At 44.3% G+C, this 25589-nt stretch carries 22 protein-coding genes, 3 tRNA genes and 1 riboswitch; of the genes, 4 read left to right on the forward strand and 21 right to left on the reverse strand.

All coding sequences use genetic code 11. From position 1 onward, the window contains the following. Positions 1 to 71: 71 nt before the first annotated feature. On the forward strand, positions 72 to 281 hold the full coding sequence (locus IEY34_RS00425; protein WP_057302991.1) for an alpha/beta-type small acid-soluble spore protein: 210 nt from the start codon (positions 72 to 74) through the stop codon (positions 279 to 281). A 196-nt stretch (positions 282 to 477) separates the two neighbouring features. Next, positions 478 to 768, forward strand: a complete 291-nt coding sequence (locus tag IEY34_RS00430; protein WP_189006072.1) for a hypothetical protein — start codon at positions 478 to 480, stop codon at positions 766 to 768. A 70-nt stretch (positions 769 to 838) separates the two neighbouring features. Here IEY34_RS00430 and IEY34_RS00435 read toward each other — a convergent pair whose 3' ends face one another. Continuing rightward, positions 839 to 1033: a hypothetical protein gene (locus IEY34_RS00435; RefSeq protein WP_029196081.1), complete on the reverse strand. Its 195-nt coding sequence runs from the start codon at positions 1031 to 1033 to the stop codon at positions 839 to 841. A gap of 360 nt (positions 1034 to 1393) precedes the next feature. On the opposite strand from IEY34_RS00435, the gene IEY34_RS00440 reads away from it, so the two are divergent. Then, positions 1394 to 1466 (forward strand) — tRNA-Val (locus IEY34_RS00440). Positions 1467 to 1931: 465 nt separating this feature from the next. Here the strand turns inward: IEY34_RS00440 and IEY34_RS00445 are convergent. From IEY34_RS00445 to IEY34_RS00455, 3 genes are all read right to left on the reverse strand, one after another. Then, positions 1932 to 2210 (reverse strand): hypothetical protein, encoded by a 279-nt coding sequence (locus tag IEY34_RS00445; protein WP_189006073.1) that lies wholly within the window; start codon positions 2208 to 2210, stop codon positions 1932 to 1934. A gap of 16 nt (positions 2211 to 2226) precedes the next feature. Next, positions 2227 to 2312, reverse strand: a riboswitch (cyclic di-GMP riboswitch). Between the two features lie 534 nt (positions 2313 to 2846). Further along, positions 2847 to 3356 (reverse strand): metallophosphoesterase, encoded by a 510-nt coding sequence (locus IEY34_RS00450; RefSeq protein ID WP_189006074.1) that lies wholly within the window; start codon positions 3354 to 3356, stop codon positions 2847 to 2849. A 45-nt stretch (positions 3357 to 3401) separates the two neighbouring features. Further along, positions 3402 to 4226 (reverse strand): alpha/beta hydrolase family protein, encoded by an 825-nt coding sequence (locus tag IEY34_RS00455; protein ID WP_189006076.1) that lies wholly within the window; start codon positions 4224 to 4226, stop codon positions 3402 to 3404. 165 nt (positions 4227 to 4391) lie between these two features. On the opposite strand from IEY34_RS00455, the gene IEY34_RS00460 reads away from it, so the two are divergent. Continuing rightward, entirely contained in the window at positions 4392 to 5528 is a 1137-nt protein-coding gene (locus IEY34_RS00460) for a hypothetical protein (RefSeq protein ID WP_189006079.1), read from the forward strand. A 46-nt stretch (positions 5529 to 5574) separates the two neighbouring features. On the opposite strand, the gene IEY34_RS00465 is transcribed toward IEY34_RS00460, so the two are convergent. The 17 genes from IEY34_RS00465 to IEY34_RS00545 form a co-directional block, all read right to left on the reverse strand. Next, positions 5575 to 6321: a stalk domain-containing protein gene (locus IEY34_RS00465; RefSeq protein ID WP_189006082.1), complete on the reverse strand. Its 747-nt coding sequence runs from the start codon at positions 6319 to 6321 to the stop codon at positions 5575 to 5577. A gap of 80 nt (positions 6322 to 6401) precedes the next feature. Further along, positions 6402 to 7148 carry a DUF1906 domain-containing protein gene (locus IEY34_RS00470; RefSeq protein ID WP_189006085.1) on the reverse strand — a complete coding sequence of 249 codons (747 nt, stop codon included), beginning with the start codon at positions 7146 to 7148 and terminating at the stop codon, positions 6402 to 6404. Between the two features lie 129 nt (positions 7149 to 7277). Beyond that, positions 7278 to 7556: a DUF2277 domain-containing protein gene (locus IEY34_RS00475; RefSeq protein ID WP_189006089.1), complete on the reverse strand. Its 279-nt coding sequence runs from the start codon at positions 7554 to 7556 to the stop codon at positions 7278 to 7280. 27 nt (positions 7557 to 7583) lie between these two features. Next, the gene (locus tag IEY34_RS00480; protein WP_189006092.1) at positions 7584 to 7871 is read right to left on the reverse strand and encodes an STAS-like domain-containing protein; all 288 of its coding nucleotides are present in this window, start codon (positions 7869 to 7871) and stop codon (positions 7584 to 7586) included. After that, entirely contained in the window at positions 7856 to 8770 is a 915-nt protein-coding gene (locus IEY34_RS00485) for an ATP-binding protein (protein ID WP_189006095.1), read from the reverse strand. The genes IEY34_RS00480 and IEY34_RS00485 overlap by 16 nt, the downstream gene beginning before the upstream one ends. 224 nt (positions 8771 to 8994) lie before the next feature. Next, positions 8995 to 9068 (reverse strand) — tRNA-Ile (locus tag IEY34_RS00490). A gap of 12 nt (positions 9069 to 9080) precedes the next feature. Then, positions 9081 to 9157, reverse strand: a tRNA-Met gene (locus IEY34_RS00495). Positions 9158 to 9248: 91 nt separating this feature from the next. Beyond that, positions 9249 to 9413: a hypothetical protein gene (locus IEY34_RS00500; protein ID WP_167356966.1), complete on the reverse strand. Its 165-nt coding sequence runs from the start codon at positions 9411 to 9413 to the stop codon at positions 9249 to 9251. Between the two features lie 159 nt (positions 9414 to 9572). Beyond that, a complete protein-coding gene (locus tag IEY34_RS00505; protein WP_189006098.1) occupies positions 9573 to 11324 on the reverse strand; it encodes a hypothetical protein in 1752 nt (583 codons plus the stop codon). Between the two features lie 25 nt (positions 11325 to 11349). Beyond that, positions 11350 to 12606 (reverse strand): efflux RND transporter periplasmic adaptor subunit, encoded by a 1257-nt coding sequence (locus tag IEY34_RS00510; RefSeq protein WP_189006100.1) that lies wholly within the window; start codon positions 12604 to 12606, stop codon positions 11350 to 11352. A 29-nt stretch (positions 12607 to 12635) separates the two neighbouring features. Continuing rightward, positions 12636 to 15746, reverse strand: a complete 3111-nt coding sequence (locus IEY34_RS00515; RefSeq protein WP_189006102.1) for an efflux RND transporter permease subunit — start codon at positions 15744 to 15746, stop codon at positions 12636 to 12638. A 278-nt stretch (positions 15747 to 16024) separates the two neighbouring features. Further along, positions 16025 to 18175 carry a COG1470 family protein gene (locus tag IEY34_RS00520; RefSeq protein ID WP_189006104.1) on the reverse strand — a complete coding sequence of 717 codons (2151 nt, stop codon included), beginning with the start codon at positions 18173 to 18175 and terminating at the stop codon, positions 16025 to 16027. Positions 18176 to 18234: 59 nt separating this feature from the next. Next, on the reverse strand, positions 18235 to 19713 hold the full coding sequence (locus IEY34_RS00525; protein ID WP_189006106.1) for an ABC transporter substrate-binding protein: 1479 nt from the start codon (positions 19711 to 19713) through the stop codon (positions 18235 to 18237). Next, positions 19710 to 20633 (reverse strand): ABC transporter ATP-binding protein, encoded by a 924-nt coding sequence (locus IEY34_RS00530; RefSeq protein WP_189006108.1) that lies wholly within the window; start codon positions 20631 to 20633, stop codon positions 19710 to 19712. Before IEY34_RS00530 ends, IEY34_RS00525 begins: the two co-directional genes overlap by 4 nt. Position 20634: 1 nt before the next feature. Beyond that, positions 20635 to 23568 (reverse strand): ABC transporter permease, encoded by a 2934-nt coding sequence (locus IEY34_RS00535; RefSeq protein ID WP_189006110.1) that lies wholly within the window; start codon positions 23566 to 23568, stop codon positions 20635 to 20637. Further along, positions 23568 to 24665 carry an efflux RND transporter periplasmic adaptor subunit gene (locus IEY34_RS00540; protein ID WP_189006112.1) on the reverse strand — a complete coding sequence of 366 codons (1098 nt, stop codon included), beginning with the start codon at positions 24663 to 24665 and terminating at the stop codon, positions 23568 to 23570. Before IEY34_RS00540 ends, IEY34_RS00535 begins: the two co-directional genes overlap by 1 nt. Beyond that, positions 24628 to 25341, reverse strand: coding sequence for an ABC transporter ATP-binding protein (locus IEY34_RS00545; protein WP_229757424.1), 714 nt, complete (start codon positions 25339 to 25341; stop codon positions 24628 to 24630). Before IEY34_RS00545 ends, IEY34_RS00540 begins: the two co-directional genes overlap by 38 nt. Positions 25342 to 25589 lie beyond the last annotated feature (248 nt).

Below are 25589 nucleotides of genomic sequence, written 5' to 3' on the forward strand. Positions count from 1 at the left end.
TTAACATATATGCATAAATAATCTGAACATTCAAATAATACTGGTGTACCAAAAAAAAGGAGATGATATGAATGGCTAGAAACAACACTTTAGTCGTACAACAAGCAAAGGCAGCATTGGATCAACTGAAGTACGAAGTCGCTCAGGAAATTGGTGTCCCTCTCTCCCCTAATGGCTACAACGGCAATTTGGCAACACGTGATGCTGGTGCAATTGGCGGCAACATCACGAAACGGTTAGTGCAAATAGCTGAGCAACAACTTTCCAGCTTCAAACGCTAATTCTTTGATGTAGGAGCAAGCTCAAAAAGACTGACTCACTCGATCCTCCTTAGAGTGACTTCAGTCTTTTTCTTATTTCCTTCGAAATCATCCTATCTTCCTTCAAATTACTCACCACTTTACCCAAACGTATTCTATTCACGCCACACCTCTAGTATGATGGCCTTATCCGCTATCCCCTAAAGGAGTGTTAATCATGACCGAACAGTATGAAATTTTTCGAGACCCTTTTCGCATGCTCATTCTTTTAGCTACCCTTGTGAGTGAACAGAAAGGGGAAAACGAGCTTCGATTTGATCATGTTCCCTACTTTGAGAATGAGACGTTTCTGATCCAGCATGAAAAGTTTGTCTATAAAAAAGTGCCAACAGAAATAACTTGGTTCCAATTTCTCGGTAGAGATATTGCCTGTAATCAAGATTATTCCCGTGAGGAATACAACAAGATGTTCGTTGATTGTCTGGCTTCGCTTTATCAGATCAAATAAGCCTTATACTTAACGGCAAAAAAGCGCGTCATGATAAACTATTTATCATGACGCGCTTCGCTATTTTTGATTATTTCTTTTTGACTTCTTCGACGAACACGTCACTAGCATCACGGTTGCTGCCAAGCTCAAGAATCGTATACTTCTTTTCACCGATCATAATAACATCTTCCACTTCTGGCAATGGATCACCCAGATATACCGTGCCCAAATATACATTACTGCTTTTCAAACGTAAATTCCATCGATGTTGTTGTTTCGTCATTTCCCTGATCCTCCCAAGCTCTATTGACATCAAGTTACCATAAATCACGCCAAGATGAAAGCCCCACTATTAAAGTAGTACCTAATTATGATACATTAATGTCAAGCTCGTTAAAGAAAGGTTGTCATCGACATGACTGCACAAGGCATATCAGAAGAAGAGATGTCCCTCCTGCTTTCCAAAAACGATGTAGGTATACTATACACACAAACAAATTCCCCTTACTTGCCTAGGTCAAAAAAGAAACGCAAATCACAACATTTGCTGCAAAAATTATTCCATTTTTGGCAAATGTAAATGTGACCCTTGTATTGACAATTAGCCAATTCCTTGGTATATTACTAATTGTCTTGAAAAAACGACTTGTTAGCTCAGCTGGGAGAGCACTATCTTGACAGGGTAGGGGTCAGTGGTTCGAGCCCACTACAGGTCATACTGATTGGAAAACCCTTGTGAATCAAGGGTTTTTTCTTTTTACCGAAATAATAATTACCTCCTAAACAGGATTTATTCCATTTGGTTACATACTGGTCATCAAAAACTTATTAAGGCTTATAAGGAACATTATATGGATATTCCTTTGAATAACAGGTGGTACCTATTGAAGTACACACAATAAGGTCACTATCGGCATGTAAGGTCTACATCACTTTATAAAAGCTCGTAATAAAGAAAACCTTGAAGTCTTTCTTCAAGGTTTTTCATATTGTAACAGTTAATAGATAAATTCTTAAATACAAACGTTCTAAGCGCTGTTTATAACTGTTTCTTTGCTATATAGGCTAACTCTCTAAACAATCATCCCATTTCAAATATTCATTAAATAAAGCCGTTTTAGAATATGTATTTAAGCCATTTTTTTTGGTTTGTAGTGCAAAAAGGTTTATAATACCAATTATCAAAAATCTCTCGAATGTAATCCATTGTGAGTATAGTCCTTAAATGTCCTATTGATTTTTGCGAATGCAATTTTAGTTGAAGTTTTATCAATTGGTTGAAAAATCATATCAGCAAAGTCCACAATTTCCATTTCGAGTCCCTGATCCCGAAATAATTTAACGAAATCACCGATGCTTGGATTTTTGTCTACATCACAAAAAAAAGGTAATTCTTTATAAGTTTTCGTTAAACGATCATTGTATTCTACAACAGCAATATATTTGATTCTAGTTGCCAAAATTGTCGCCTCCGCTTTCGATAACTGGCTGGCACAGTGCTTTTACACTAAGCCCCTTTAGTTTTGCGTCCCTACCTTTCAATAGGTTTGCCTTGTCGAGCACTAACTGCTTAACATTAAATTTCACTCTACATGAATTGGTTAATTATGTCTAGTTCTAAAGTAGTAGTTACTCAATACTAAAAATCGTAAGCTTGCTGTTAAAGAGTCGCTGCAGCTTAGGCTATACCACAATCCCCAAACTGCTTTGGAAAACCCTTGTGAAACAAGGTTTTTTTTGAAATAAAAGAGTTTATATGTTTTGGAGTGAACGCGGAGTTATTCCAACTGCCTCTCGCGGAAGTAAAGGAACTACAATGCGCTATTCTAGCTAAAAGTGTCATTTCGGGAGGGTGAGGGAACTACAGTACGCTATTTTTCCGTTTCATGGGAATTTTGAACGTTTTCATGGAAATAAGACCCCGTAGTTCCGCTATTACCCACAAATCCCTACTTTTTGCTTAATTAGCGTCCTCTAGTTCCCTTACAAGGTTGTGCCGCTAAGAAGAGACTGATCTATCAGGGCGGCGAAGCCGTTTTTCTTATGTTCTTTAAACAAACAAACCGCAGCCAATTCAGCTACAGTTTGTTATTACTTTATTGCTCCTCATTCACCACAACCGCATCACGAATCTGCTCAAAAGAAACCGGCGAGTAATCCAATTGTTCCACACTCACATTATAATAATGAAGTCCCTCGTATTTCTGACCGTGAATATGACCATGGACATTGACGTATGGCATTTGTTTGTTCATGTACATGGGTTCGTGAGACAAGAAAAAAAAGTTTTTATAAATGATCGGATAAGCGCTCACTTCATCAAAGCCGGCATCGAGCCACCATGTCCTTGACCTTCCCCGGTCATGGTTGCCTAGGATGAGGATCTTGTAGCCGTTGAGTTGCGAAACGATTGCTTGGGTCTTCTCTTTGTTAAGAAAGGAGAAATCCCCCAGATGGAATACCGTGTCCTCTTTGTTCACAACTTGATTCCATTTGGCAATCATGCTTGCATTCATTTCCTCGGTATCGACGAAAGGGCGATTTTCAAAATCAATAATCAATTTATGACCAAAATGGTGGTCGGATATGAAAAAGGTTTGGGACATGGACATCCGCCTCCTCGATTTAATTCGTTCATTCAACAAAAACGACTATCCAAGCATTTCACGAATGGTCTCAAGCGTAACGCGAATAGCTTCTTTCAATGGCGCCGTCTCACCTTGGAACGGATGAGCGGATCCGAAGGTATGATTTCCGGCAGGAATGCGAAGCCACTTAATCGAAGGATTTTGCTGCATTAACTGAGCGGATCCCTTAATGCCTCGCTCCCCATCCTCTGTGCCTTGGATCAGTGAGACAGGGCAAGCAATACCGCTAATTCTGCTAATGATATCAAATCGCTCTTGATTTCGTTCCATATCCGCTAGTATTTCCAAATCTAGCGGCATATTTTGCTTAGTTCGTCCATTCAGCGTATATGCGCGACCCGTTTCGCGCATTTCCTCTTTATTTTCCTCGGTGAACAGATCGACATTAGCAATGCCATTCCAACTAATTACACCCGCAATTTGAGCAGGATGATCTAAGGCATAAATCAGACAAACCGCAGCCCCTCTGCTGTGTCCCAACAGAAGAATTGGCTTGATTTTATCTCTTTGGTAAATATATTTTACTACGGCTTCCAAATCTTCTAAATCGCGCGAATAAGTAGCTTTCGCAAACTTCTCAAGTTCCGAGAATGTAAGCAAATCTGCTCCGACGCCGTTGTGCGAAAAATTGATAGCAACAACATCGACATCCTTTGCCAAGGATTGCGCAGAATGCGGGAACATGCCCCAATCTTTAAAGCCTTTATAGCCATGACAAATGATCAGGATACCTTTCGAGGGTTGTGATTCCGCTGTATACCAATCACCACGCACCATGCGATCCTGCTCAAGTTGGATTTCGAATGATTGACCTGCTCTGATACCCATCTGTCTTCCTCACTTTCCATATTTGTTCAAAACAACTTTTGCTATTGCTAGTTTAACACAATTATTCTAAAGCAGCCTAAACCAGATTAATGATTATAATTTCTAAGGATTTAGTAAAAACTGACTACAGCGCTCAAATAAATCCACGCAGGAGGACGTAAACCTATGTATTACAACCGAGCAAACAGCTTGCTTTCCAAAGTAATCTGCATGCTGTTGTTCATTTTGTTCATTTCCAATTCTATGATTGGCAGACCCTATGTGAAGGGCATGGAGCCAACAGATCAAAGTACAGCCGACACCAACAGCTTTCGGTTGATTGTGAAATCTTCAGCAAGTGCAGCTTATCAAACCGAAGTCATGTTTACGGATAAAAAATTAAAAAAAGAGCTTGACGATCGCAGATTAGGGGCAGCATTCTCGGACTCCTTACTGCTGGATACGACGCTTACCTATGCCGATAAAGGTCTGTCACAAAGTTTTGGCGTCACTCTGAATGGAGAAGTAGTGGATCTCACAGCTAGATCCATGATGGAACTTTCAGCCCATGTACAAGAAGTTCTGCGTGCACAAGTTCAAGATCTTAGAGCCAAACACTACGGCGAATTGCTGCCTTGGGAGGAAGCCAGTTTAATTCTCCCGAAATATAGTAAATTCACAATTGTCGATGTGGAAAGCGGTCTTAGCTTTGAAGGACAGCGTCGTGCTGGTTCCCATCACGCGGATGTTCAGCCGCTGACCAAAGAAGACTCCGCGACGCTCAAATCCATCTACGGCGGCGCCTGGAGCTGGGACCGCCGAGCGGTCCTCGTGAAGCTGAACGGCCGCACGCTGGCTGGCTCCATGCATGGCATGCCGCATGGCGGAGATGGTATTCCCGGAAATGACTTCAACGGTCATTTCTGCATTCACTTCCTCGGGAGCGTGACGCACGGTTCCCGCTCTGTGGACCCGGCGCACCAAGTCATGGTGCACCGGGCAGCCGGCTTGCTGATCCCATACGTCAGCAAGCTCTCGCCTTGGGCGCTGATCGACGTATGGATCAGCGCAGCGAACCAAGGTGACCTGCAGCTGCTGCAGGTCACCACAGGGCAAGAACAGGCGGTGCACGTGCGCAGCATGCGCCGCCTGTCCAAGTTCCCGGAGCTGGACGTGAACCAGCTCCTGCAGCTCGAGACCGCGGTCAGCGTGACGGCTACGCCGGAACGCGCCTCCGCGGTCGTAAACAGACGCGTGCTCTTTCGCCTCGAAAGAGCCTCTCTGGATGCACGCTGGTATATCCGCAGCGCCGTCATGCAATAACCAAAAGCCCGGCCCCTCTGTGCTAGACGAGGGGCCGGGCTTTGGTTTATTTGACGGTAATTTTACCCTTCATAAAATTCTTATGCGGTTCACAGAAATACGTATACTCCCCTGGGGTTGTCAACGTGATACTTTCGGATTCCCCTGCGCCGAGAAGATTGGTTTTGAAGCTGCCATTGTCGGCAACAGCGTTATGCTTCACTTTATCCTTATTGGTGAAAACAATGGTTGATCCCGCTTCGACCGTCAGATCCCCTTCTTTGAATGCAAAACCTTCGATATTCACGTAATACGTTTTGGCTGTGGCTTCGCCTGAAACAAGATTAACGGTCCGAGTTGCCTCATCGTAGGAGACTTTTACTCCGAACACTTCGGCTAGGAAGCGTGAATGCACGAATGTCGTGCTGTTGATAAGCTGCGCCGGCCCAACCATCGTATGCGGGGTCCCATCGACATCGGCTTTACTGGAACCGATCGTCAATTTAACTTCCTTGCCTTCTTTACTTACTGTTACGGTTTGGCTAGCAGCCTCATAGCCTACTGTTAAGCCAATCCCTTCTGCAAATGCGCGATATGGAACGAACAACGCATTATCGACCAAATAAGCTTCATCAACCTGCAGGGGTTTCCCATTCAGCATCAGCTTCATATCCGATTTCACCAGCTGAGGAGCAGCAATCTGCATGTTCATATCCGCTGACATACTCATACCATGCTCCTGCGCAGAAGCTGGCAATATTCCCGTTACTAGCAACCCAATACCTAGTACTGCGGCAATCAAACTTTTTTTCATAATAAAATCCTCCTTATAGTTGTCAATCTACTCTTTAGAGTAAACGGAACAAAGGAGGATTCGGTTTACTTTTTCTACAATTATTGTTCAGGCTGACCTGAAGCTTTGCGTAATTCATTGGCTAAACGATGAAATTCATCTCTCGCCGCTTGCAAAGAGGTAGCCTCATAACCAGCAGAAAGAAAAGGAATTATGGCATTTGCATCCTCTGGAGTCAGGGGATAGCTAGGTTCAGGATCAGGAGGCGATATCGTGTTCCACCAGCCTTCATTTCCGTAAGATTCATCATGATCAATACCAATACCGTGCTCAATTACATCATTCAAGTATTGATAGATTTGAATAAACGAAGATTTCTTGCCCCCGCTCCAAGCGTAGGTTTGCCAATAATGAGAACACGCTGCGGCTTGTTGCACAGCCTTCATAACTGAATACGAACCATATACACCTGTTGTAAATGCTGGCGTTGCCTCGCTTGCTGCCTGGATATAAGCAATAACCGTTGCCATTTGCGCACTGCTCACATCAAAATCGACGGCAAAGTAAATACAGGTACCTTCAGGTTGACCAACTTGTTTGGCAACTTGTACAGCCGTAGCCCCGTCTGCCATTCCAGCACTACGGCCGCCTAGAGCGCGATTTGCAGTTGTTTCGAAGACCGAAACAATCTGTAACCCAGCTTTGCTGATGACATCGGCTTCACTTTTCGTCAACGCTTTAAAACCACTAGGGACCAGATATCTGGCTACGAACAAGTAGCCATCCTTGACGAAAGCAGCGGCAGTTGATACCGTTAAAGGTGTTGAACAATCAAAACCTTTGGTCACTTTCAATCACCTAATTTCTACTAGTTTCATACATTGTATGCTCCTAGAACTGTACTCGCTACTTATTGCAGCAACACAGCCCCTACTTACAACAAAAAAGGCTCTCTCCATATGGAAAGAACCCCTTCATTATGATTCTTTTGTACCGAACCTTTTGGCGTTTTTGATCCGGGCACGTTCTAACTCGACTTCACGATTCCGCGGTTCCGCATTCGTCACCAGTGAATCCATCAGATTCCGCGCTACAAGCGTGACTTCCTCTACGGCACGTTGGAAAGCCTCTTCATTTGCTTTTGAAGGCTCGGTAAACCCTGAAATTTTACGCACAAATTGCAACGATGCTGCGCGTATTTCATCGTCTGTCACCACGGGTTCAAAATTAAACAACGGCTTAATGTTTCGGCACATAAGATATTCCTTTCAAAATGGTCAAGTTTAATTTATTTCTGCTGCTTCTTGGTTTAGACGACTAATAATTAATTGATTAATAAATTTATTAGAATCCACTATTTTCAAAAGCTTCTTTAAATTATCAAAGCTTATGTCATCTAGAAGCGGTACTAATGCACTGTTCAAAAATGAATAAGAAACCGAATAGATGTCTTTAAAGGAAAGAGTTACTGTTTGCCCGTTCTTTAATAAAGGCGCAATGACAGAGAAGATATTCTCACCATCTTGATTTGTATGGCAGCCTTCCACATATTCCTTCACAAAGAATCCCACGACAAATCCTCCTCCTCTTCCTTTTCCAAAGTATTAAAATACAAGTTCAAAACTGTTCCACTATAGTGACTAGATGCATTCGACAAAAGTATTCCAGTACTGCTATTATAGCTAAATTGCCCCTCATTTGACAGTATTATTAATCTACCTTGATTATTTCTAATAATGCTGTTTAGGACTTCTAGTCCCACTCCTCTATTTCGAGGGTTAGATTTTGTCGAGACTCTTGGATAAGTTGCAAAATTAATTAATTTCGCATCCGTATCGAGCGGCTGACCTTTATCGTCTACATGAAATTTGCGAGACATTTTTGTTGGAATGCCTACGCCACAATCAGCTATACTAAGTATGATTTGCTTCTCTTTTGGATAATGTTGTGCGAAGACACTTCCTCCAATTGGTGACTCGGAATGATCAATAATATTGTTAAAAACTTCTGTTAATGCGGTATCTAAAAAAGAAAATGACTTATCCCTTAGTCCAACAATTCCTTTCAAGAACTCAATTGTATTGTCAATATAACCTTTATTAAATGTGCCTTGTTTTAAATCAACCAGCCCATTTGTAGTACTTCTTTCATGAGAACCTGGATGTAACTTATACCCCATAACTTTAATGAAAAACAAACTATCATCTAAAAAGTCAACAGCAGGATAACTTCTTGGCCTATCCGCGTAATCATCAGGTGTATTATATCCAATAAGTGTTCTTGGGTAAAATAGCTCAATTAGATTAATCATATTGGATAAGGCTACTATACCTGAAGGTCTAACGAAGTTTAACTTTGTGAAATCAAAAATAATATGTTGTGGATTAAGTAGTTTCATATGATCCATCACTTCTTTATAAAAGGAAGCGATAGTAGAAGTATCGAAACTTTTTGGCAAATTAATCCTCATTCAAGTTCACCTTATCGGAATATAAAATATATAAACATATTTCAACATTTAATGATATAAATAGATATATTATTGCTAATTAATAAAATCATTCCCCACAGAAGCCAGGCAACTCACACTATATGCAAAAGCCTCCCAATTCCATCAAACTACGATGGGATCGAGAGGCTTGTTTTAATTTTTGGTAATAAAAAAACCCTTATGTACCAAGGGTTTACTTACTATGGGCCCAGAGGGACTCGAACCCCCGACCAATCGGTTATGAGCCGACCGCTCTAACCAACTGAGCTATAGGCCCTTATGAATAAATTGGTTGCGGGGGCAGGATTTGAACCTGCGGCCTTCGGGTTATGAGCCCGACGAGCTACCGGGCTGCTCCACCCCGCGTCATTAGCAGTCGCTCAACAGCGACAAAATTAAATATACACTAAGCGCGAGTGCTAAGTCAAGCGTTAATTTTTAGGAGCATTCTTCCGTATCAGGTGTTGTACCGAACGCCAAATCTTCCCTTTTTGGACTTGTACACTTCAACTTCCTGCGGGCATTCGTACCCATAAATCCACCAATCTTCTTCCATTCTCTTCGCCAAGCAGCCTGCTTGAAACTTGGAATCATATAATTTAGCCCAATAGATCCAATTCATCGCCATCACTCCGTTATGTTCAAATCAATACTCCTATCTTATCCAATATTAGATTGACTTATGAGCATCCACATGATCCATCCGACATGACATATCAAAAAAGAAAGCCACCTGGGAGCTTTTTGCAAACAAAGCCCAAGCAGCTTTCCTATTATCAACTTACTGTTTGAATGTCGTCAATAAACGTTTCACGATTTCTCCGTATTCATTCACGAAGGTTTCATACACCTTAACTTGAATCGGAAAGTCGAGTTGGTTGGACCTTGCATTCATATCAATTGTATTCGTGCCACTGTACAAACGACCTTCGCCTGACAAAGCTTGAACCGCTTTTCCTACCGGGTTCCCAACATTATCAAATAGTTCGAAGGAAAGGCTGCTGTTATATTTATCAACCGTCACCTGTTTGTCTGGTTTAATATCCAAATCCAGCTTCAATTTGTAATCATACATCATCGTACCTTGGAAAATAGCTGTAATCGACCAATCTTTAATCGTAATTTCGTAAGGATAAACGTTCAGGGCTTTTCCTTTAAAATCATTCTTCTGAACAGGAACTTTGGCTGTTGCCAGAAGTGATTTGTAGGAGGTTTCTCCGTTTGATTGCTGGCTGTACAGATTCATTTTCAAACCTTCGCCCGTCTCAGAAGCAGGAAGCGCATAAGAGTAGCTTACGACATAGGAAGCCTTTGGAACGACACTAAGCGCTGTTTGCGCCTGTCTTCTCCCCCCATAGGCGTAGCCGTCTTTGCTGACTAATTCTGTTTGAATCGCTGGAATGGGAATTGGACGATCGCTGTTGTTGGTCAATTTAAATTTGGCAACAGCGGTGTTGAAGCCATCGTCTTCGTTGCTGGTCACATGCAATTCTACTAACGATACATCCACATTAGCAGGAACGAATTTATTCGTAGTATCCAGTCTAACCGGAGTCCCTAAAGTATAATCAGGAGCAGGAATCACACCTTGCGTAACAGCTCCGGTTGGCAGCAGGATGTTAATGCGTCCTACTCGGTAGGAATCATCAAGGAACTTCCCCTCACCTAGCGCCACAGAAAACACTTCCGGCGTGACGACATTCAAGCTTTTGAATTCCGTATCCAAATCGCTCGGAATAACCACATGAATGTATTTTTTCTCACCTGGATCGAGTGACACAGAGGCTTCCGCACGGCTGCCGGAATATACACTTCCTTCTGTCTTGCCGTCGATACCAAAGTTAGGCACGGTTTGACGTTCCTTGGTTGGATTCATAACTTGAATCTGAACCACCGTAGATACCCCTTTGGCCGTGATTTCCTTATGAATATCCACAGGAACGAAACCAAGTGGCGAGCGCAGAGAAGGCAGTGTGAATGCTTCTCCCCATTTGAGTATCGCTGACGTTTTGGTTATGTTGCTATCGCTGCCATTCCATACATTGTTTTCATCCACAGATACGGCAAGCAGTGTCGTTTCTTTCTTCGGATATACTTCCAAATCGACATCGATAAAGTTAAGTAAGGTTAGGGCTACGTCTTCTCCGCCGTCCACCACGGTCATATAGCTGAGTTCCTGTTGACTCTTAGGTTGAACTGATTTGGCGTTTTTGGCACTTGGCTGAAGTGTGTAATCGATCCCTTGTGCCGTATGCACGCGCAGTTCAAAGTCGGGAACCCGCGTTACTTTACCGCTCGTATTTTTAATCCGGATGACAGCACCGAGTTTCGTGGAGTCCGATTGATGTTCATTCAGGATACTTTTAATTTCTACTTCAATTTTATCTGTTAGGGTATAACTCGTGATGGCATTCGTTGCTGCAACTACTGTCGTAATAGACCCTTCAGCTGCCCATGCCGGCAAAGAAGCTGTCGTTAAAAGTGCAGTTGATAGAATAATGGTAGCTAGCGATCTCTTCATCGTCTTCTTCACTTACTTCTCCTCCTCAAAATGTGGGTTAATTGCTTACTTTTACTTTATCCTGATCTTTCAATTGATGTTGGCCGGAAGTAACGAGCACTTCACCTTCTTTAACACCGGATATAATTTCTTGATTCGTTTCATTCAAACGACCCAGTTCCACTTTGCGTTTCTGCACCGTTTCACCATTGAGGATGTAGACGAAGTTGTCTCCGCCTTCACGAACGATGCTCAAGCTCGGCACAACAGGCACTACCTGTTCATCATCTTTGGTAAGCTCAATTTGTGCTTTGGAGCCAGGTTTCAACTTACCATCTGGATTGGGAACTTCAAGTTCAAGATCATATGATTTCGTTTGACCATTAATGATATCGGATAAATAAATCACTTTCGCGCTTGCTTTGGCTGTCACATCCGGAATATAGAAGGTCAGCTCACTTTTACCACGTACTAGTTTCGCTGATACTTCCGTTAACTGAGATTTAATTTTGATTGGATTCGTTTGCTGCACTTCACCAACGCGACCTCCGGGTGTTAAGGTTTGCCCAACAGTGATGTTAAGATCAGTAAGTATGCCGGATGCTGGTGCTTTCACTTCCAAATTGTTCAATGACCTCTCGATGCTGCGCGCAGATACCTGAGCGGCTTCCAGACTTTGCTCAGCTTGGGCAAGCGAGTTCGTCTGCTGCAAAGTTTTCAAGGAACGACGCGCGCTTTCCAAATCCTTCTTCATGTTCGTTAAGGCTGTTTCCGCTTGCTCCAGCTGAGTTTTCGTGGCTGTACCCAGATCATAATCATTGTGCGCTTTATTGTAGGCTTTCTCCAGATCGTTCACCGCTGTCTCCAGCTTGGATACGCCGTCTTTGGCATCTGCAACGCCATTGGACGTTTTCTGTTTCCCTTCTGAAAGTCCTGCTTGCGCGCCTTTAATGCTAACGTCATTCAATTCCTTCTGTATGAGTGCATCGGTTGGATCCAAGCGGAAAATCACTTCCCCCTTCTCCACCTTATCCCCGCGTTTCTTCACAATTTCAATAACCTCGCCGCCGGATTTAGGAACAACATCCAATTGAACGGAAGACAGAACATCTCCGACCTGCTCAATGGGCTCCCCAATTTTTTGCTTGGCGATTTTGGCGGTTTTAACAACTTTCACCCCTTGTTCAGCGGCTGCCGTCGTCGCGGCAGGGCTAGCTGCCGGTGAAGCGGAACAGCCTGCGGCAATCGCCGCGCTTAGCACGACGATTCCGAATAATTTGGCACTCTGTTTGATCGTAAACAACTGACGTTTCATATTCGTTTTCTCCTTTTCACCTATTCGCATTATTGGAGAGCAGATGTTGCCTGCTCGGATGGTAGAGCTGATTTTTTTCCTTTGCGATTGAACCAACGACGATCTCTTTTCTTAAACAGCATCTCATAAATGATAGGGACAATGACAAGTGTCAATAACGTTGACGTCGTCAACCCGCCGATAACAACGACGGCCAACCCTTTGGAGATGATCGTTCCCTCGGATAATCCAAGCGCGAGCGGCATCAGTGCCATGATCGTAGCCCCTGCAGTCATGATGATAGGTCTAAGACGCGTTATTCCAGCTTCAATAAGTGCATCACGGATTTCATAATTTTGTTCTCTAAGCTGCTGTACGCGATCCACAAGTACGATTGCGTTTGTTACAACGATTCCGATTAACATCAAGAACCCGATCAACGAAGTTACGTTCACCGATTCGCCAGTGACCAGAAGTCCGACGAGTCCTCCAATTGCCGCAAGCGGCAGAGAAAACAGAATGGCGAGCGGTGCTCTGGCGTTGCCGAAGGCGATAACCATTACCATATAGACGATGAATATGGAAGCTATGATAGCCATGAACATTTCCCTAAAGCTTTTGTTGATATCGTCAGATACCCCTTGCACTTCCCGGGTAACACCGGAAGGCAGCTCCAGCTTCGCAAGTTCATCGACAATTTTTTTGCTGATGCCTCCTTTATCCTCACTTAAGATTTTGGCATTAACGCTTATGATTTGCTCTTGATTTGCACGGCTGATGCTATTTGGCGAGTCAATTTGTTTGACTTTGGCTACCTCGTTCAACTGAACGGTTTGCCCAGTAGGTGTCTTAATCAGGAATGCCTCTAATTTATCCACTGAATTTTTGTAAATCGGATTCAGCATTACTTTTGTCTCATACGTAACGTTGTTGAATTTCAGGTCGCCTAGTTTCTCTTCTGCAATCCATCTGTTAACAGTTTGCAAAATTTGCGCTGCAGAGAGCCCATAAGTTCTAGCTTTGTTTTGATCGACCGTAATTTCGACCTCAGTTTTGGAATCACTCAAGCTGTCTTTAATATCGTTAAGTTCAGGGAACTCCTTCATTTTTTCTTTGATCATCTCTGCCGCAACTTTGAGATACAGCTGATCATCACCTTTAAGTAAATAGGAAAGATCTCCTCCAGCCGATGTTGGCGGACCCCCTGTAAACAGTTCAATATTGACTTCTGATCCTTTTGGCAAAAGGTTCAACATTTCTTCTTTATATGTTTTAGTAGCTGCATCGGAATCTGTCCCTTTACTGTACTCAAAGAACATTGTTGTTCTATACGCATATCTGTCGCTGCTTCCGTTATAGCCGATAAGCGATTCAATGTACTTGAACGAAGTCTCACCGGTCTTATCCTTGAATGATTTCAGATGCGCTTCTAATTCTTTCGATTTCTCACTCATCATGTCGATGGATGTCTCCCTCGGCATTTTGATATTGATAGCCCCTTGCTTAACCGTTTCGCTAGCAGGCATGAAAGAGACCGCTAAATTAGGTACGGTACCGACGATTGATATGACGAGCACGACACCTGCAATCAACAATGTTTTGATGCGGTTATTCAGCGACCATATGATGGCATTTTTATATTTCTGCCCCATTGGACCAAGATGAGTTTCGTCATGAGTCGAAACCTTCTTGCTTTTAATTACCATGAGCTTTGCAAGCATCGGGATGACCGTTAATGCAACGATTAACGAAGACATTAAAGCGACAACAAGCGTAATGGCAAATGGACGGAAAACTTCACCGACAACTCCGCTGACGAACCCAATCGGCCCGAACACGCCAACCGTTGTAATGGTTGAAGAGGTAATCGCACTCGACACCTGTTTGGTCGCCAACTTAATCACAGATTCGTTTCGTTCCTGTGCTTTTTCCAGTTGACTGTAAATATTCTCGATAACGACAATACTATCATCCACAACCCGACCGACTGCGATCGCCATGCCTCCAAGAGTCATAATGTTCAAGGAGATTCCCAAAGGACCCATGACTAACAAGGTAACAAGGATGGATAGTGGAATAGAGACGAGTACAATGAATGTCATACGAATATTACGCAGGAAGAGCAAGATCATTAAAGAGGCGAGTATCGCACCCAATCCACCTTCTTGCACCATTCCGTGAATAGACTGTTTGATGTCGTTGGCTGAATTGTAAATAGAATGAAACTTCACACCAGGCAGCGTTTGCTCCCATCCCTTAATGAGCTTATCAGCACTATCCGCAAACTCAACGGCATTGGCAGCTTTCGTTTTATAGAGCAGTACACCGATAGCCGGTTTATCATCTAATCTTGCGATAAACTTGGATTCGCTGATGGCTTCAATTTTGGCAAGCTGCTTGAGCAAGAGCGTGTCGCCGTTTTTCGTCGTAATTTTTAAATTATCCAAATTGTAGATCGTATCGAACTCACCTTTAACCCGAACCATCTGGGAGTTGCCGTTAAAATCAACTGTACCCGCTGGACTGGAAACAAGCGATGCTTTAATTAAATCCGCAACATCTGAAGGCGTTAAGCCGTAGTTGTTAATGGCTGGCGCCTCTAATTTAATGGTCAATATAGCATCCTGATTGCCGACAGAGTCAACGTGGTCGATGCCTTTCAATCCAGTGAAGCCAGGAAGAATCGTATCTTTGTAATTCTTATCCAACTCGGTTTGATTAATGCCCTTTTCGCCGTAAACAGCCAAATAATAGACTGGTTCAGACGCAAACCCGGCCGTTAACACTTTTGGCTTATCAGCGCCTTGCGGAAGCTTCACGTTTGAAATCAAGCTTTCAACGTCTTTCTTGACGTCTTCGGGCTTCTTGCTCTGCTCCAATTCCAGTACGACCTGAGAGTAATTATCCTGTGAACTGGACCTTAAATTTTTCAATCCATCCAGACCGGCTACTGCTTTCTCAATCGGTTTGGTAACTTCGTCAAGTACATCCTTAGGAGGTGCCGTGTATGTAGTACTTACGATAACGACCGGAAACGTAATATCCGGCATACTTTCTACCTTGAGTGTGGTTGTAGAAAACGTTCCTCCTACAACCAATAGCAGCATAATAATAAAAACCGCTGCTATGTTTTTCATCGAAAAATTAGTTAACTTGGACATTCTCACTTCTCCCCTATCACCAGCTTTAATACGGTACTCCTTTACTGCCCACTTTCTCATCATACTTGGAAATTCTTAACAAAAGATAAACTAATGTTGAAAACTTTATGTTTTTTTCACGATCTGGATTCATTATATCTCTTCATTTCCATAATTACAGGTGAGGGAAGTCATATCCCAGTCATAAAATGGTCATATGAATCTTCTCTCCCGTATGACTCGATATGACTGAATAAGAAAAAAGCGAAGGCTGAGCGCCTTCGCTTCCATACAATATATTAGTCCGTTGTGATAAACCAGTCCGCTTGTTGTGAGGCCAGCAGCTTTCTTTGCCCTTGGAATTCATCATACACGCTTAGCTTATACTTCTGAAGGAATTTGGTGTTAAAAATAAGTCCTGGATCTGCAATGGAAATCAAGAAGTTTTCTCTTTTGCCCAGTCGAATCTTAGCATCTTGATCTGCTGTAGACTCGCCGTTGAATACATCAAAGTCCTTGAAATCAAACTTCTTCTCAAATCGTTTCACGCCGCCGCCATCCTCAAAAACAAGCAATAAATTATGGCCTTCGGTATTAATTTCGGTTAGCTTTTCCTTCGTTAATTCATAATTAAATTTTAATTTAAAATTGCCGTCTTCTATCGTTGTGCCAATCTTGTCGATTGTGATTGTGTAAGGGAACAAATCAACATTTTTAAGTGTTTTGGCTACCTCTTTTCTTTCATCAGGCAGCCAGTAAGCTACTGGATTAACATAGGAGTCCGCGACTGCCTTCTCACCCTCAGACAGTTTGCCATCTGTGACAGCTTCCCCTAAAAGCAGGTTCATGTTTGCAGTCCCATACCCTTTGGGCACAGATGCCCAAACATTCAATAGGCCTTTGCCAGAAGGACTAATCTTGTTCTTTACTTCCGCAACGGATGCGGCGAACACCGTGCCGTCTGGTGCGCGGAAATTAGCAACTAGTTTGGATACGTTGGTAAACCGCTTCTCCAGATTCGTAACTTCAACCATCGCCGAGAACATAATATTCGTCTTGTCCTCATAAGTCGATACATTCCGAATTGCATATTTGGACTTACGCCCCGCATCATTCGATGTGTAGGATTGTCCAGCATTTATGAAAGGAATCGCTTGAAGCTCAGATTGGGTAGAAAACTCCAGAACATCGGTCGCTGTTGTAGTGCCTTTGTCAGTTCCCGCAGGAGGTTCCCCTGACTCATTTTCCTGCAAAACTAATTTGACCTCTGAAAACTCATACGTATAAGGTACTTTGCCGGCAATTTGCAAATTCACATTAGCGCCTGCGCCGAGCCCGATTACTTTCGCTGTTTGAATCAGTTTGGCATCAATTTTGACTGCTCCATCGAGCAGAAAGTATCCCGATAACTTGGGGAGCGGAAGGGATTCCTGCCCCTTGTTGATTAGCGTTAAATCTGCTGTGAGCAAATCTTGATCTTCCCAGGGCAAGCGATGCAAACCATTGAGCTGCGTGGTGTAGACACCGGATTTACTCGTGAAAGAGTATTCTTTACCGATCGAGCCTCCTTGTTGCGTGGAAACCGGGGGCAATTGGAAGTTAGCTACGCCCACATTGAGTTTCAGATCCGCAATCGCCTCTGCCACGGTCAATTGCCACGCATCTGCAGCAACTCCGACTGGAATAGAGCCGGATAATTGAATTTCTTTGCTTTCCTTAGGATTGATCTTCAGATCTTTTATCCCTTTGGCTTCCAAAGGATACAAAAGTCCTTCCGCTGTGCGTATGGAAAAGAGGTAAGAAGGAACCGTCACCGTGTGACTACCTGCATTTTCTAACTTGAGGTACACCGTTGGAACGTGATACTTTTCATTTTTATTGCTGACGAATTTTTTGATCGATGCCTGGACTTGAGTTCCTCCGACCATGATGGAAGCCGCAGAATTTGTTGGCGTCACATCCGTAAAATCGTTAGGCACAGCAACTTCTCCAAGCACACGCTCAAAATTAGTTTGACTGAAATCCCATTTAATAAATTGCACAACGAGATCCTGCAAATTCGTAGCTGCATTCACAGTTGCATAGAACGTTAAATCCGTTGTTGCGCCAGGTGCAACCCGGTTCTTATCTTTATCAGCGGGCAATAGCCGCGCAGAAAATTGATTGCCGGATTTGCTTTTCAGTCGTGCCCAGTAATCAATAAACTGCAGCTCACTGTTGCCTTCATTGTGAATACTGATCGTAAATGTCGCCAGTTTCCCATTCTGATCCGGCAAAAGATGAATCTGCTTCAACTCGAAGTAGCTGCTCCCAGTAATCGTCACTTTGCCTATCGAAGCGGAGATAGCAGTTGGGGCACTATCCGCCCAAACAGGTGTTACAGCACTTAATAATAAAGTGGCTGACAGTGCAATCGTCGCCAAGCGGATATGATGAAACTTGATCTTCATGATGTTAAATGTCCTCCTTCAAAGTCGATCTGACTAATCCTCAGCCAAGATGACCTGCTTTAACCGGCAGGTACGGCTTGCATCATCGTGGGTTGAATGGGTTGCCCCGGATTTTCCTTCATCTGCTTGAGCATCGCATCGCCTTGTGTTTGCCATTGCTTAAGCCCTTCTCTTGCAGTTATTTTCCCTTGCAGAACACTCGAGAACTGTTGGCGACCAATTTCTTGGACTTGATAAATGTTTGGATTCTCACGATAGATTTTCATGTTATTTTCCATTGGTGCTGGAACGACGTTATAGAAGGCTTCCATGTGAAACTCTAAACCGTCCTTAGGTTTCAGATACTTGGAGCGAGCCACCAGATTATAGGAACTGTGTGATTTCAACTTAGCCCAGTCTTCGCCGTTAATGAATTTAATGAACTTCCATGCATCTTCTGGATTCTGTGCTTTGGCGTTAATTCCCATAATTCCGTTCATATAAATAGAGCCACCGACTCCCTTGGCTTCTGGATGGGAAGGAATCGTTACGACATCCCAATCGATTGGCGTGTAGCCTTTATAGTTAGCCGCACTCTTATTGGCATTCGTAATTTGCTGCAGCTGCCCGTAATTAATGATCCCCATAGCCAATCGGTTGGACATGAAATCGTCATAAGAAAATGGATTGTCTTGATCGAATTTACGGTTCATCGGTTTGTTAGGATCCATGAGTTCAGGGAAGACATTGTCTTTTTGCAATTGAGCCATTTTCGCCCAAACCTTTTCCCACTGGTCCGTGTCCACTGTCATTTTCTCCCCGGCATCGTCGAACATTTTGAGTTGCAGCGGAGCCGTGTACATTTGCATGCCATAGAACAAATTATCGCCCTGTGATTGCGTAGAGAATGAGAAACCATTAATACGGTTCTCGCCTTCGCCTTTCACTAAACGTTTGGAAAGGTCAAAGATCTCATCCCAGGTCATTCCATCCTTAGGAAAATCCGCTCCTGCATCCGTAAACATCTTCTTATTGTAAATGAGTGCGGATGAGGTAAATGTCGGCGCCAGCGCATATAGCTTCCCGCCGCCCGCATTTTTGATGCCATCAATGACAGCAGGCACGATACCCGACGTATCGAATTTATCCTTCGTTATTTGTGGATCGAGCTGTGTCAACAAATTACTTTCGATCATATCAGGCAATTGTTCATAACCAACCATCACTACATCCGGCGGATTATCACTCTGCATGACTTCTTTCAGCTTCTCCATGGGATCAGGCATTTTCTCGCCAGGCTGAATGTTGCCATACCGGTACTTTTCATCCATGGTTGGGACCAATTCAATTTTGATATTCGGATTAGCAAATTCAAAGATTTCTGTGAACTGCTGTCTGAAATATTCATCATCGCCGCCATAACCCATGGAATTCGCGATACGAAGTACACGTTCCTTCTTATCGTCTGATTTATCTCCTTTTGTACACGCTACAGCTAATGGAACTACCAGAGCCAGTGTCAAGGTTGTTGCTAGCATTTTACGATTGATCTGTTTCATTTCGTTTTCCCTCCAACAGTATGTGAATTGGGTGCTGTCCCCTCACTCGCAGTTATCACTTTGGGTGCTTTAATCATTATTTTCTCGCCATCAAACTCCATCGAGGCTTTGCCATCGATTTGCAGAGCTGTTAAGTAAGCCTTGGGAACTTGAAGCCTTCCTGCCCGGTCGAGGACCACATACTCTTCATGATCATCACCGGCAAGCCCTGTTCCTGAACCATCATCGGCCGTCATCGCAGAGTTCCTCGCAATAAATTCCGAGCTTGTCATCCCATCACGAATGGCAACCACTCTGCCAACCTTGCCTGCCATAGATAAATCATGGGTGACAATTACAATCGTCACGCCAAGTTCCTTATTCAGGCGCTGAAAGATAGCTAAAATCATATCCGCCGTCTTCGTATCTACGGAACCCGTTGGCTCATCAGCGAGAAGCAAGCGCGGGCGATTCGCAAGCGATATCGCAATGGCTACACGCTGCTGCTCACCGCCAGACAATTCTTGCAGCTTGTTGTTCATGCGGTGGCTTAAACCGACCCATTCCAGCAACTGCTTCGCATAGGCTGGATCATAGTTGCCGCTTAGCATCATTGGCATTTCCACATTTTCTAGAGCCGTTAAATAAGAAACTAGATTGCGCGCATTATTTTGCCAGATAAAGCCTACCGTATGCCGTTTGTAATCAACTAACTGTTTGTCCGTAATCTTTAATAAATCCCAATCTCCGACCTTCACCTGTCCAGCAGAAGGGCGATCAAGTCCTCCCAGAATGTTCAGCAAGGTGGACTTGCCGCTTCCGCTGTTTCCGATGATCGCCATCAGCTCTCCGGCGTCGATTTGAATGTTCAGCCCTTGCAAAGCTACAACTTCGATCTCATCTGTTTTATAAATTTTGACTAAGCCTTCGCAAGTGATCATCCTATTTCTCCTCCCCGAGCTTCACTGCTTGATGAACACGCAGCCTTCGAATGTGCAAGAACAGCAGCAGCGCTCCTGTTACCATCATGAAGGCAACAACGAAATACAGCTGGTACGTGTCCTTCGAATCAAAAACAACACGGAAAGGCGGGACTTGCGTCTTCACATTTTGCGAGGTTTGCAGGAATGGCAGGAAGAAATAACTCGTTAGCTTGCCTATGCCTATTCCCAAAGCAATCGATAATCCAGCTGTAAATCCTTGTTCAAGCAGGAGCATGCCCGTTAATTGCTTGCGTGAAAGACCCATCGCGCGAAGAACACCGAACTGCACAACACGACTGGATAGATTGAAGAACCAGTACAACATGTAGCCGATCAAAGATACCGTAACAGAAACTAGAAAACCTAGGCTGAGAATACCGAAAACGCCGCCTCTGGCAGGAAGTTTCTTCTGGATAATCAGTTCGTTGCGCACATCTTTCACCGAGGCAATCTCAATGCCTTTGGCTTGGAGCGCTGTTACGAGAGGCGCAACTTTGGCATCCGGATTCATTTTGAGCCACACTTCATAAGGAATCAAAGGAGCTTGATCATAAATGTAATCCAGATTCGCAATGAAAAATGGCGTCTGATCCGGATATTGACTTGGCCAATAAGGCAGAATGCCAACAATGACGAATTCCACAGGCTGCTGTCCAATCGTAATGGAGAGCAAGTCCCCCGCTTTCAGCGCATATTTACTGGCATAATTCGAAGGAATAATGACGGCTTGCTCATATGTGCCTAGTAAATTCAAATATTCATGCGGTGGAGCAGGGAATAGATCGGGTCGGAACCATGCCACTTTGGCGAAATCGACGTTGTCGATACCCATGATCATTCCTTGGCCGGTAGATTTACCGGAAATCACGACATTCCCTTTGGATTGAAGCACTCTCGCAGCGGCTTTGACACCTTCCAGATCACGGAATACTTGAAAAGGCGGCTCGACATAGCGAATCTTGGTGGGCACTTCCTCACCTGGCTTCTGGCCGCCCTGGCCGCCTTGCCCACCGCCAGAACCGCCGTTTCCGTTAGAACCACTGCCACCGTTATTCCCACCGCCCGATGATCCGCCACCTTGCGATCCACCCTTATTGCTAGCTTTGGGATCCTTAGGGAGATCATCAGAAAAGCCTTCCCAAACGGTTTGCATGACCACATCAGTTCCGTATTGGTACAAGGTTCTTTCCGTCGAGTTCAAATCAATTGTTCGTGCCGCTGACGAATTGTATACGCCAAGTCCAAGCGTCAGAATCAGCAGCAGCATAAGCGGATAATATGCTTTGGCAGATCGGGACAGCTGCACAAGCGTTAAATAAAGCGGCACGGGCAGGAATCTGCGTCCTAGCCAACCGAAGAACCGCAACAGCCACGGGAAGATGCGCAGAAAGAACAATCCCAGCGCAAATATCGATAACGCAGGTACAAAGAACAACAGTGGATGCACCTGCAGCTGATCCGTGGTCAGTCCCGTTTGGACGGATAAGATTTGACGTTGGTCAAATAGATAGAATCCGTAACCGACTAAACCAAGCAGCACAATGTCGAGAAACCATCGCTGCCACAGTGGCGAACGATCTGAACGAGCCATCTGCTGTTTATAGTTCACTATGGAAGATCTAGCGAACATAACCGCAGGAATAACGCTGGCAAGTATCGCGATGAGGACCGCTATTCCTCCGTATAACATCGCTTCAGGCGTAAAGCTGACCGGAATCGATTGACGATCTACGAATGTTAGAAAGCCGCTGGAAGAACCAATGCTTTTAGCCATGAACCAACCTATGAACGGCCCTATCAGCAGGGCAATAATACCGAGCAGCAGTCCCTCCAAGAAATAAATGCCGACAATTTGGTTGGTGCTGCCTCCACGGCTTCGCAGGATGGCAATAACCCCTCGCTGGCGATCCAGCGATTGCCTGGCATTCATGACGATGTAATAGAAAACCATCGCAATCATCGGTGCCGCCAACGTAAATAATAAAATTTGCATCTGCAGACTTTGCGCTTTGAATTCAGCTAAAATCGGCTTGAAGGAGACATCTACTTTGGTATTCTTGAGTTTCTGAAACAAGTTGATATCCAGCCGCTCCAAGCGATTATCCAGTGGAGATAGTTGACTTGTCTGGATATTTCGCAAATCGAACGCATAGTACCAGTTTGCTAGCTGCAGTGGAATTTTTTTATCCGTCAGCAGCGTTTGTACGAACAAATCTTCAGGAATAATAAGGGAATTTACTAAACCTTCCAACCCTTGAAACCAGTAGGAATCAGCCTCATTCTTGGGTTTAAAAGCACCAACAATCTTTACTTTCAACAGTTGACTGCCGCCCGCCCCGGAGACGGAATAATTGAATACATCTCCGATATGAAGATCATTTCGAAATAAAGCTTCCTCCAGTACCACGGCTTCGATAACTCCGCTTTGCAATTGATTAGAGGCCATTTGTCCTAAGGACCAATCCACCTGATCGTTCAAGCTGCTTAGCGATGTTAATGTCATTTGGCGACGTTTGCTGGGGTCAATCTTCGTTGGATCAACTGGCGCTATAGGCGCGCCTTTAATCGTATAAGTACGCGCAAATGAAGAAACAGGAAAAGCTAGATCTTTGGGAATTTGATCCTGTATGTATAGATTGACGTCTTTGAGCTCGTCTAGTCCTGCACGTTCAGTTCCAACAGCCTGATATCGCATAAGTAATGAACCTGCCGGGAGACCACTGCTCTTCTCTTCCAACGACTTGGCAACGACTCGCTTCAGCGATCCGTCTGCATACATCGGAATACTCGTGGTGAAAGCCACAGCCATGACCAGGCCAAGCAGTGTGCTTAACGTCAGCCAGCGGGTATTCCACATTTTCCGAAATAAAAAACGCAGCATCGGGATGGACATTAGCGACCCACTACTTTCTGTCCGGCGGTAAGACCTTTCACAATCTCCACATCCGTTGACGTCTGTTGTCCGATTTCTACATCGACTTCCTTCTTGTTCCCTTGATTGTCAATCACCTGCACATAATTTCTGCCGGAATAGGAACGAAGCGCTGCGAGCGGAATTGTTGTGGCGTTTTCCTTGCGCTGCGTAATGATGCTCACGCTAAGCGGCGTTCCACGATTTAAACCTTTGGGGAACTCATCCAGCTGCACAACTAAATACTTGTCAATCGAATCTTGCCCGCCGCCTTGTCCATCGCCGGGAAAGCCGCCACCATTGTTATTGCCTGCTTGCGGAAGCGGAAGCTGCTTAACTTTGCCTTTGTGCGTACCAGCGGAATTAATATCTACCTGCACTTCCATGCCAATAGCAACTTTCTTTGCATCGTCCGCGCTGATGCTTGCCGCAACGGTAAGCTCATTCAAATCAGCCAAAGTAGCAACCGACTCTCCAGACTTTACCGTGTCTCCTTTTTTGGAAACAACCGTCACGATCGTTCCACTGAAAGGCGCAACCAGCTTCGCTTTGCTCACTTGGGTTTCAAGCTTCGTCAATTCCTCACGCTTCAATTCAAAATCAATCTTGGCCTGTTCAACTTGCTCCGGAGTCATCTCATCAGCCTTGCGCAGCGTTTCTATCATAGTCAGCTCATCTTTGCGCGTTTGCAGCTTTTTGCGCTTCAAATCGCTTTGCATGTCAGAAACATCAAGCTCGGCAATAGGCTGACCTTGTTCCACGGCATCCCCATTCTTCACAAGAATGGCGCTAATTCGCTTGCTGGTCATATCTTCAGAGAAAAACAGTTTCTCCTCCTGCAAAGCCATTAAACGCCCGCTTCCTCTAACTTTCGTCTCTAGGGTTTCTGTTTTCACCGCATACTCCGGCTTCTTCGACAGCTTTGGTGGATTAATCGATGGGATGGCTTCCTCCTCTTGCTCTTTGGGCAAAAGCGAACAGCCCGAAGCCAAGATAAGGGTTGAACTTAGTAAAATTGCTGCAATGGGCTTCATCGTCCAGTTAGGAGATGAATTTCCCGTCCACCATTTCGTAAACATGATCGGCAACCTCCAAAATTGTAGGGTCATGAGTGGTCATACAAATCGTAATCTGTTCCGTCGCAATGATGCTGCGAAATACGGACATTATCTGCGCCCCCATCTGGGAATCCAGTTCTGCAGTAGGCTCATCCGCCAAAATAAGCGATGGCCGGTGGGCAATGGCTTTAGCGATGGCTACACGCTGCTGTTCGCCGCCCGAAAGTTCAAAAGGCCGATGGTGCATGCGTTTGCCCAATCCAACCAGTTCCAAACAATGCGCCACGCGCTCTTTCCACTCCGAACGCGGAATGCCAGCCATCCGCAGAGCCAGCTCCACATTCTCCCAAGCAGACAACAACGGCATAAGGGCAAAGGATTGAAAAATAAATCCGATCTCTTTGCGTCGAACCAACGTCCGCTCATCATCTGAACCGAGATGGAAAGCATGCTCCTGAAACCAAATCTCCCCTTCGTTCGGTTGATCAAGCCCGCCAATTAAATTAAGCAGCGTCGTTTTACCCGAGCCGGATCGACCTTTGAGCATAACCAACTGCAGCGGAATCAGTTCCATCTCAATCCCCTTCAGCACTTCTAATTTCTGCCCGCCAACTTGAAAAGAGCGCTGTACACCACGTACTGTCAAGAGGGGAGATTTCAACTGCCTCAAGGGGGTAGCGTTATTGTCAAACGGCATCTCTTCCTCTAGCACCATGACCTCTGATGCGTTTTTTTTGCGAAACCATCTCGCCATTTCAGGGGACTCCCTTTCCTTGATAAACTGTCTGTATGCTAAAATAGACGGTGCAGCTTTTCAAAAAGTTTCATGAAACTGAAAATTTCCTGAAATTATTTTTACATATAAACCCATTCATGTAATCTATTAAAAGATACTATTAAATGGAAGTTTCATCCATGCACCAAATGACCTATTTTCAGACTTAA

It is taken from the genome of Paenibacillus marchantiophytorum, from assembly GCF_014640555.1.
Taxonomy (GTDB): domain Bacteria; phylum Bacillota; class Bacilli; order Paenibacillales; family NBRC-103111; genus Paenibacillus_E; species Paenibacillus_E marchantiophytorum.

Coding starts and splice junctions, on each gene's coding strand:
- IEY34_RS00425 (WP_057302991.1), top strand. CDS start 72: ATGGCTAGAAACAACACTTTAGTCGTACAACAAGCAAAGGCAGCATTG.
- IEY34_RS00430 (WP_189006072.1), top strand. CDS start 478: ATGACCGAACAGTATGAAATTTTTCGAGACCCTTTTCGCATGCTCATT.
- IEY34_RS00435 (WP_029196081.1), bottom strand. CDS start 1,033: ATGACGAAACAACAACATCGATGGAATTTACGTTTGAAAAGCAGTAAT.
- IEY34_RS00450 (WP_189006074.1), bottom strand. CDS start 3,356: ATGTCCCAAACCTTTTTCATATCCGACCACCATTTTGGTCATAAATTG.
- IEY34_RS00455 (WP_189006076.1), bottom strand. CDS start 4,226: ATGGGTATCAGAGCAGGTCAATCATTCGAAATCCAACTTGAGCAGGAT.
- IEY34_RS00460 (WP_189006079.1), top strand. CDS start 4,392: ATGTATTACAACCGAGCAAACAGCTTGCTTTCCAAAGTAATCTGCATG.
- IEY34_RS00465 (WP_189006082.1), bottom strand. CDS start 6,321: ATGAAAAAAAGTTTGATTGCCGCAGTACTAGGTATTGGGTTGCTAGTA.
- IEY34_RS00475 (WP_189006089.1), bottom strand. CDS start 7,556: ATGTGCCGAAACATTAAGCCGTTGTTTAATTTTGAACCCGTGGTGACA.
- IEY34_RS00485 (WP_189006095.1), bottom strand. CDS start 8,770: ATGAGGATTAATTTGCCAAAAAGTTTCGATACTTCTACTATCGCTTCC.
- IEY34_RS00500 (WP_167356966.1), bottom strand. CDS start 9,413: ATGAATTGGATCTATTGGGCTAAATTATATGATTCCAAGTTTCAAGCA.
- IEY34_RS00510 (WP_189006100.1), bottom strand. CDS start 12,606: ATGAAACGTCAGTTGTTTACGATCAAACAGAGTGCCAAATTATTCGGA.
- IEY34_RS00515 (WP_189006102.1), bottom strand. CDS start 15,746: ATGTCCAAGTTAACTAATTTTTCGATGAAAAACATAGCAGCGGTTTTT.
- IEY34_RS00520 (WP_189006104.1), bottom strand. CDS start 18,175: ATGAAGATCAAGTTTCATCATATCCGCTTGGCGACGATTGCACTGTCA.
- IEY34_RS00525 (WP_189006106.1), bottom strand. CDS start 19,713: ATGAAACAGATCAATCGTAAAATGCTAGCAACAACCTTGACACTGGCT.
- IEY34_RS00530 (WP_189006108.1), bottom strand. CDS start 20,633: ATGATCACTTGCGAAGGCTTAGTCAAAATTTATAAAACAGATGAGATC.
- IEY34_RS00535 (WP_189006110.1), bottom strand. CDS start 23,568: ATGTCCATCCCGATGCTGCGTTTTTTATTTCGGAAAATGTGGAATACC.
- IEY34_RS00540 (WP_189006112.1), bottom strand. CDS start 24,665: ATGTTTACGAAATGGTGGACGGGAAATTCATCTCCTAACTGGACGATG.
- IEY34_RS00545 (WP_229757424.1), bottom strand. CDS start 25,341: ATGCCGTTTGACAATAACGCTACCCCCTTGAGGCAGTTGAAATCTCCC.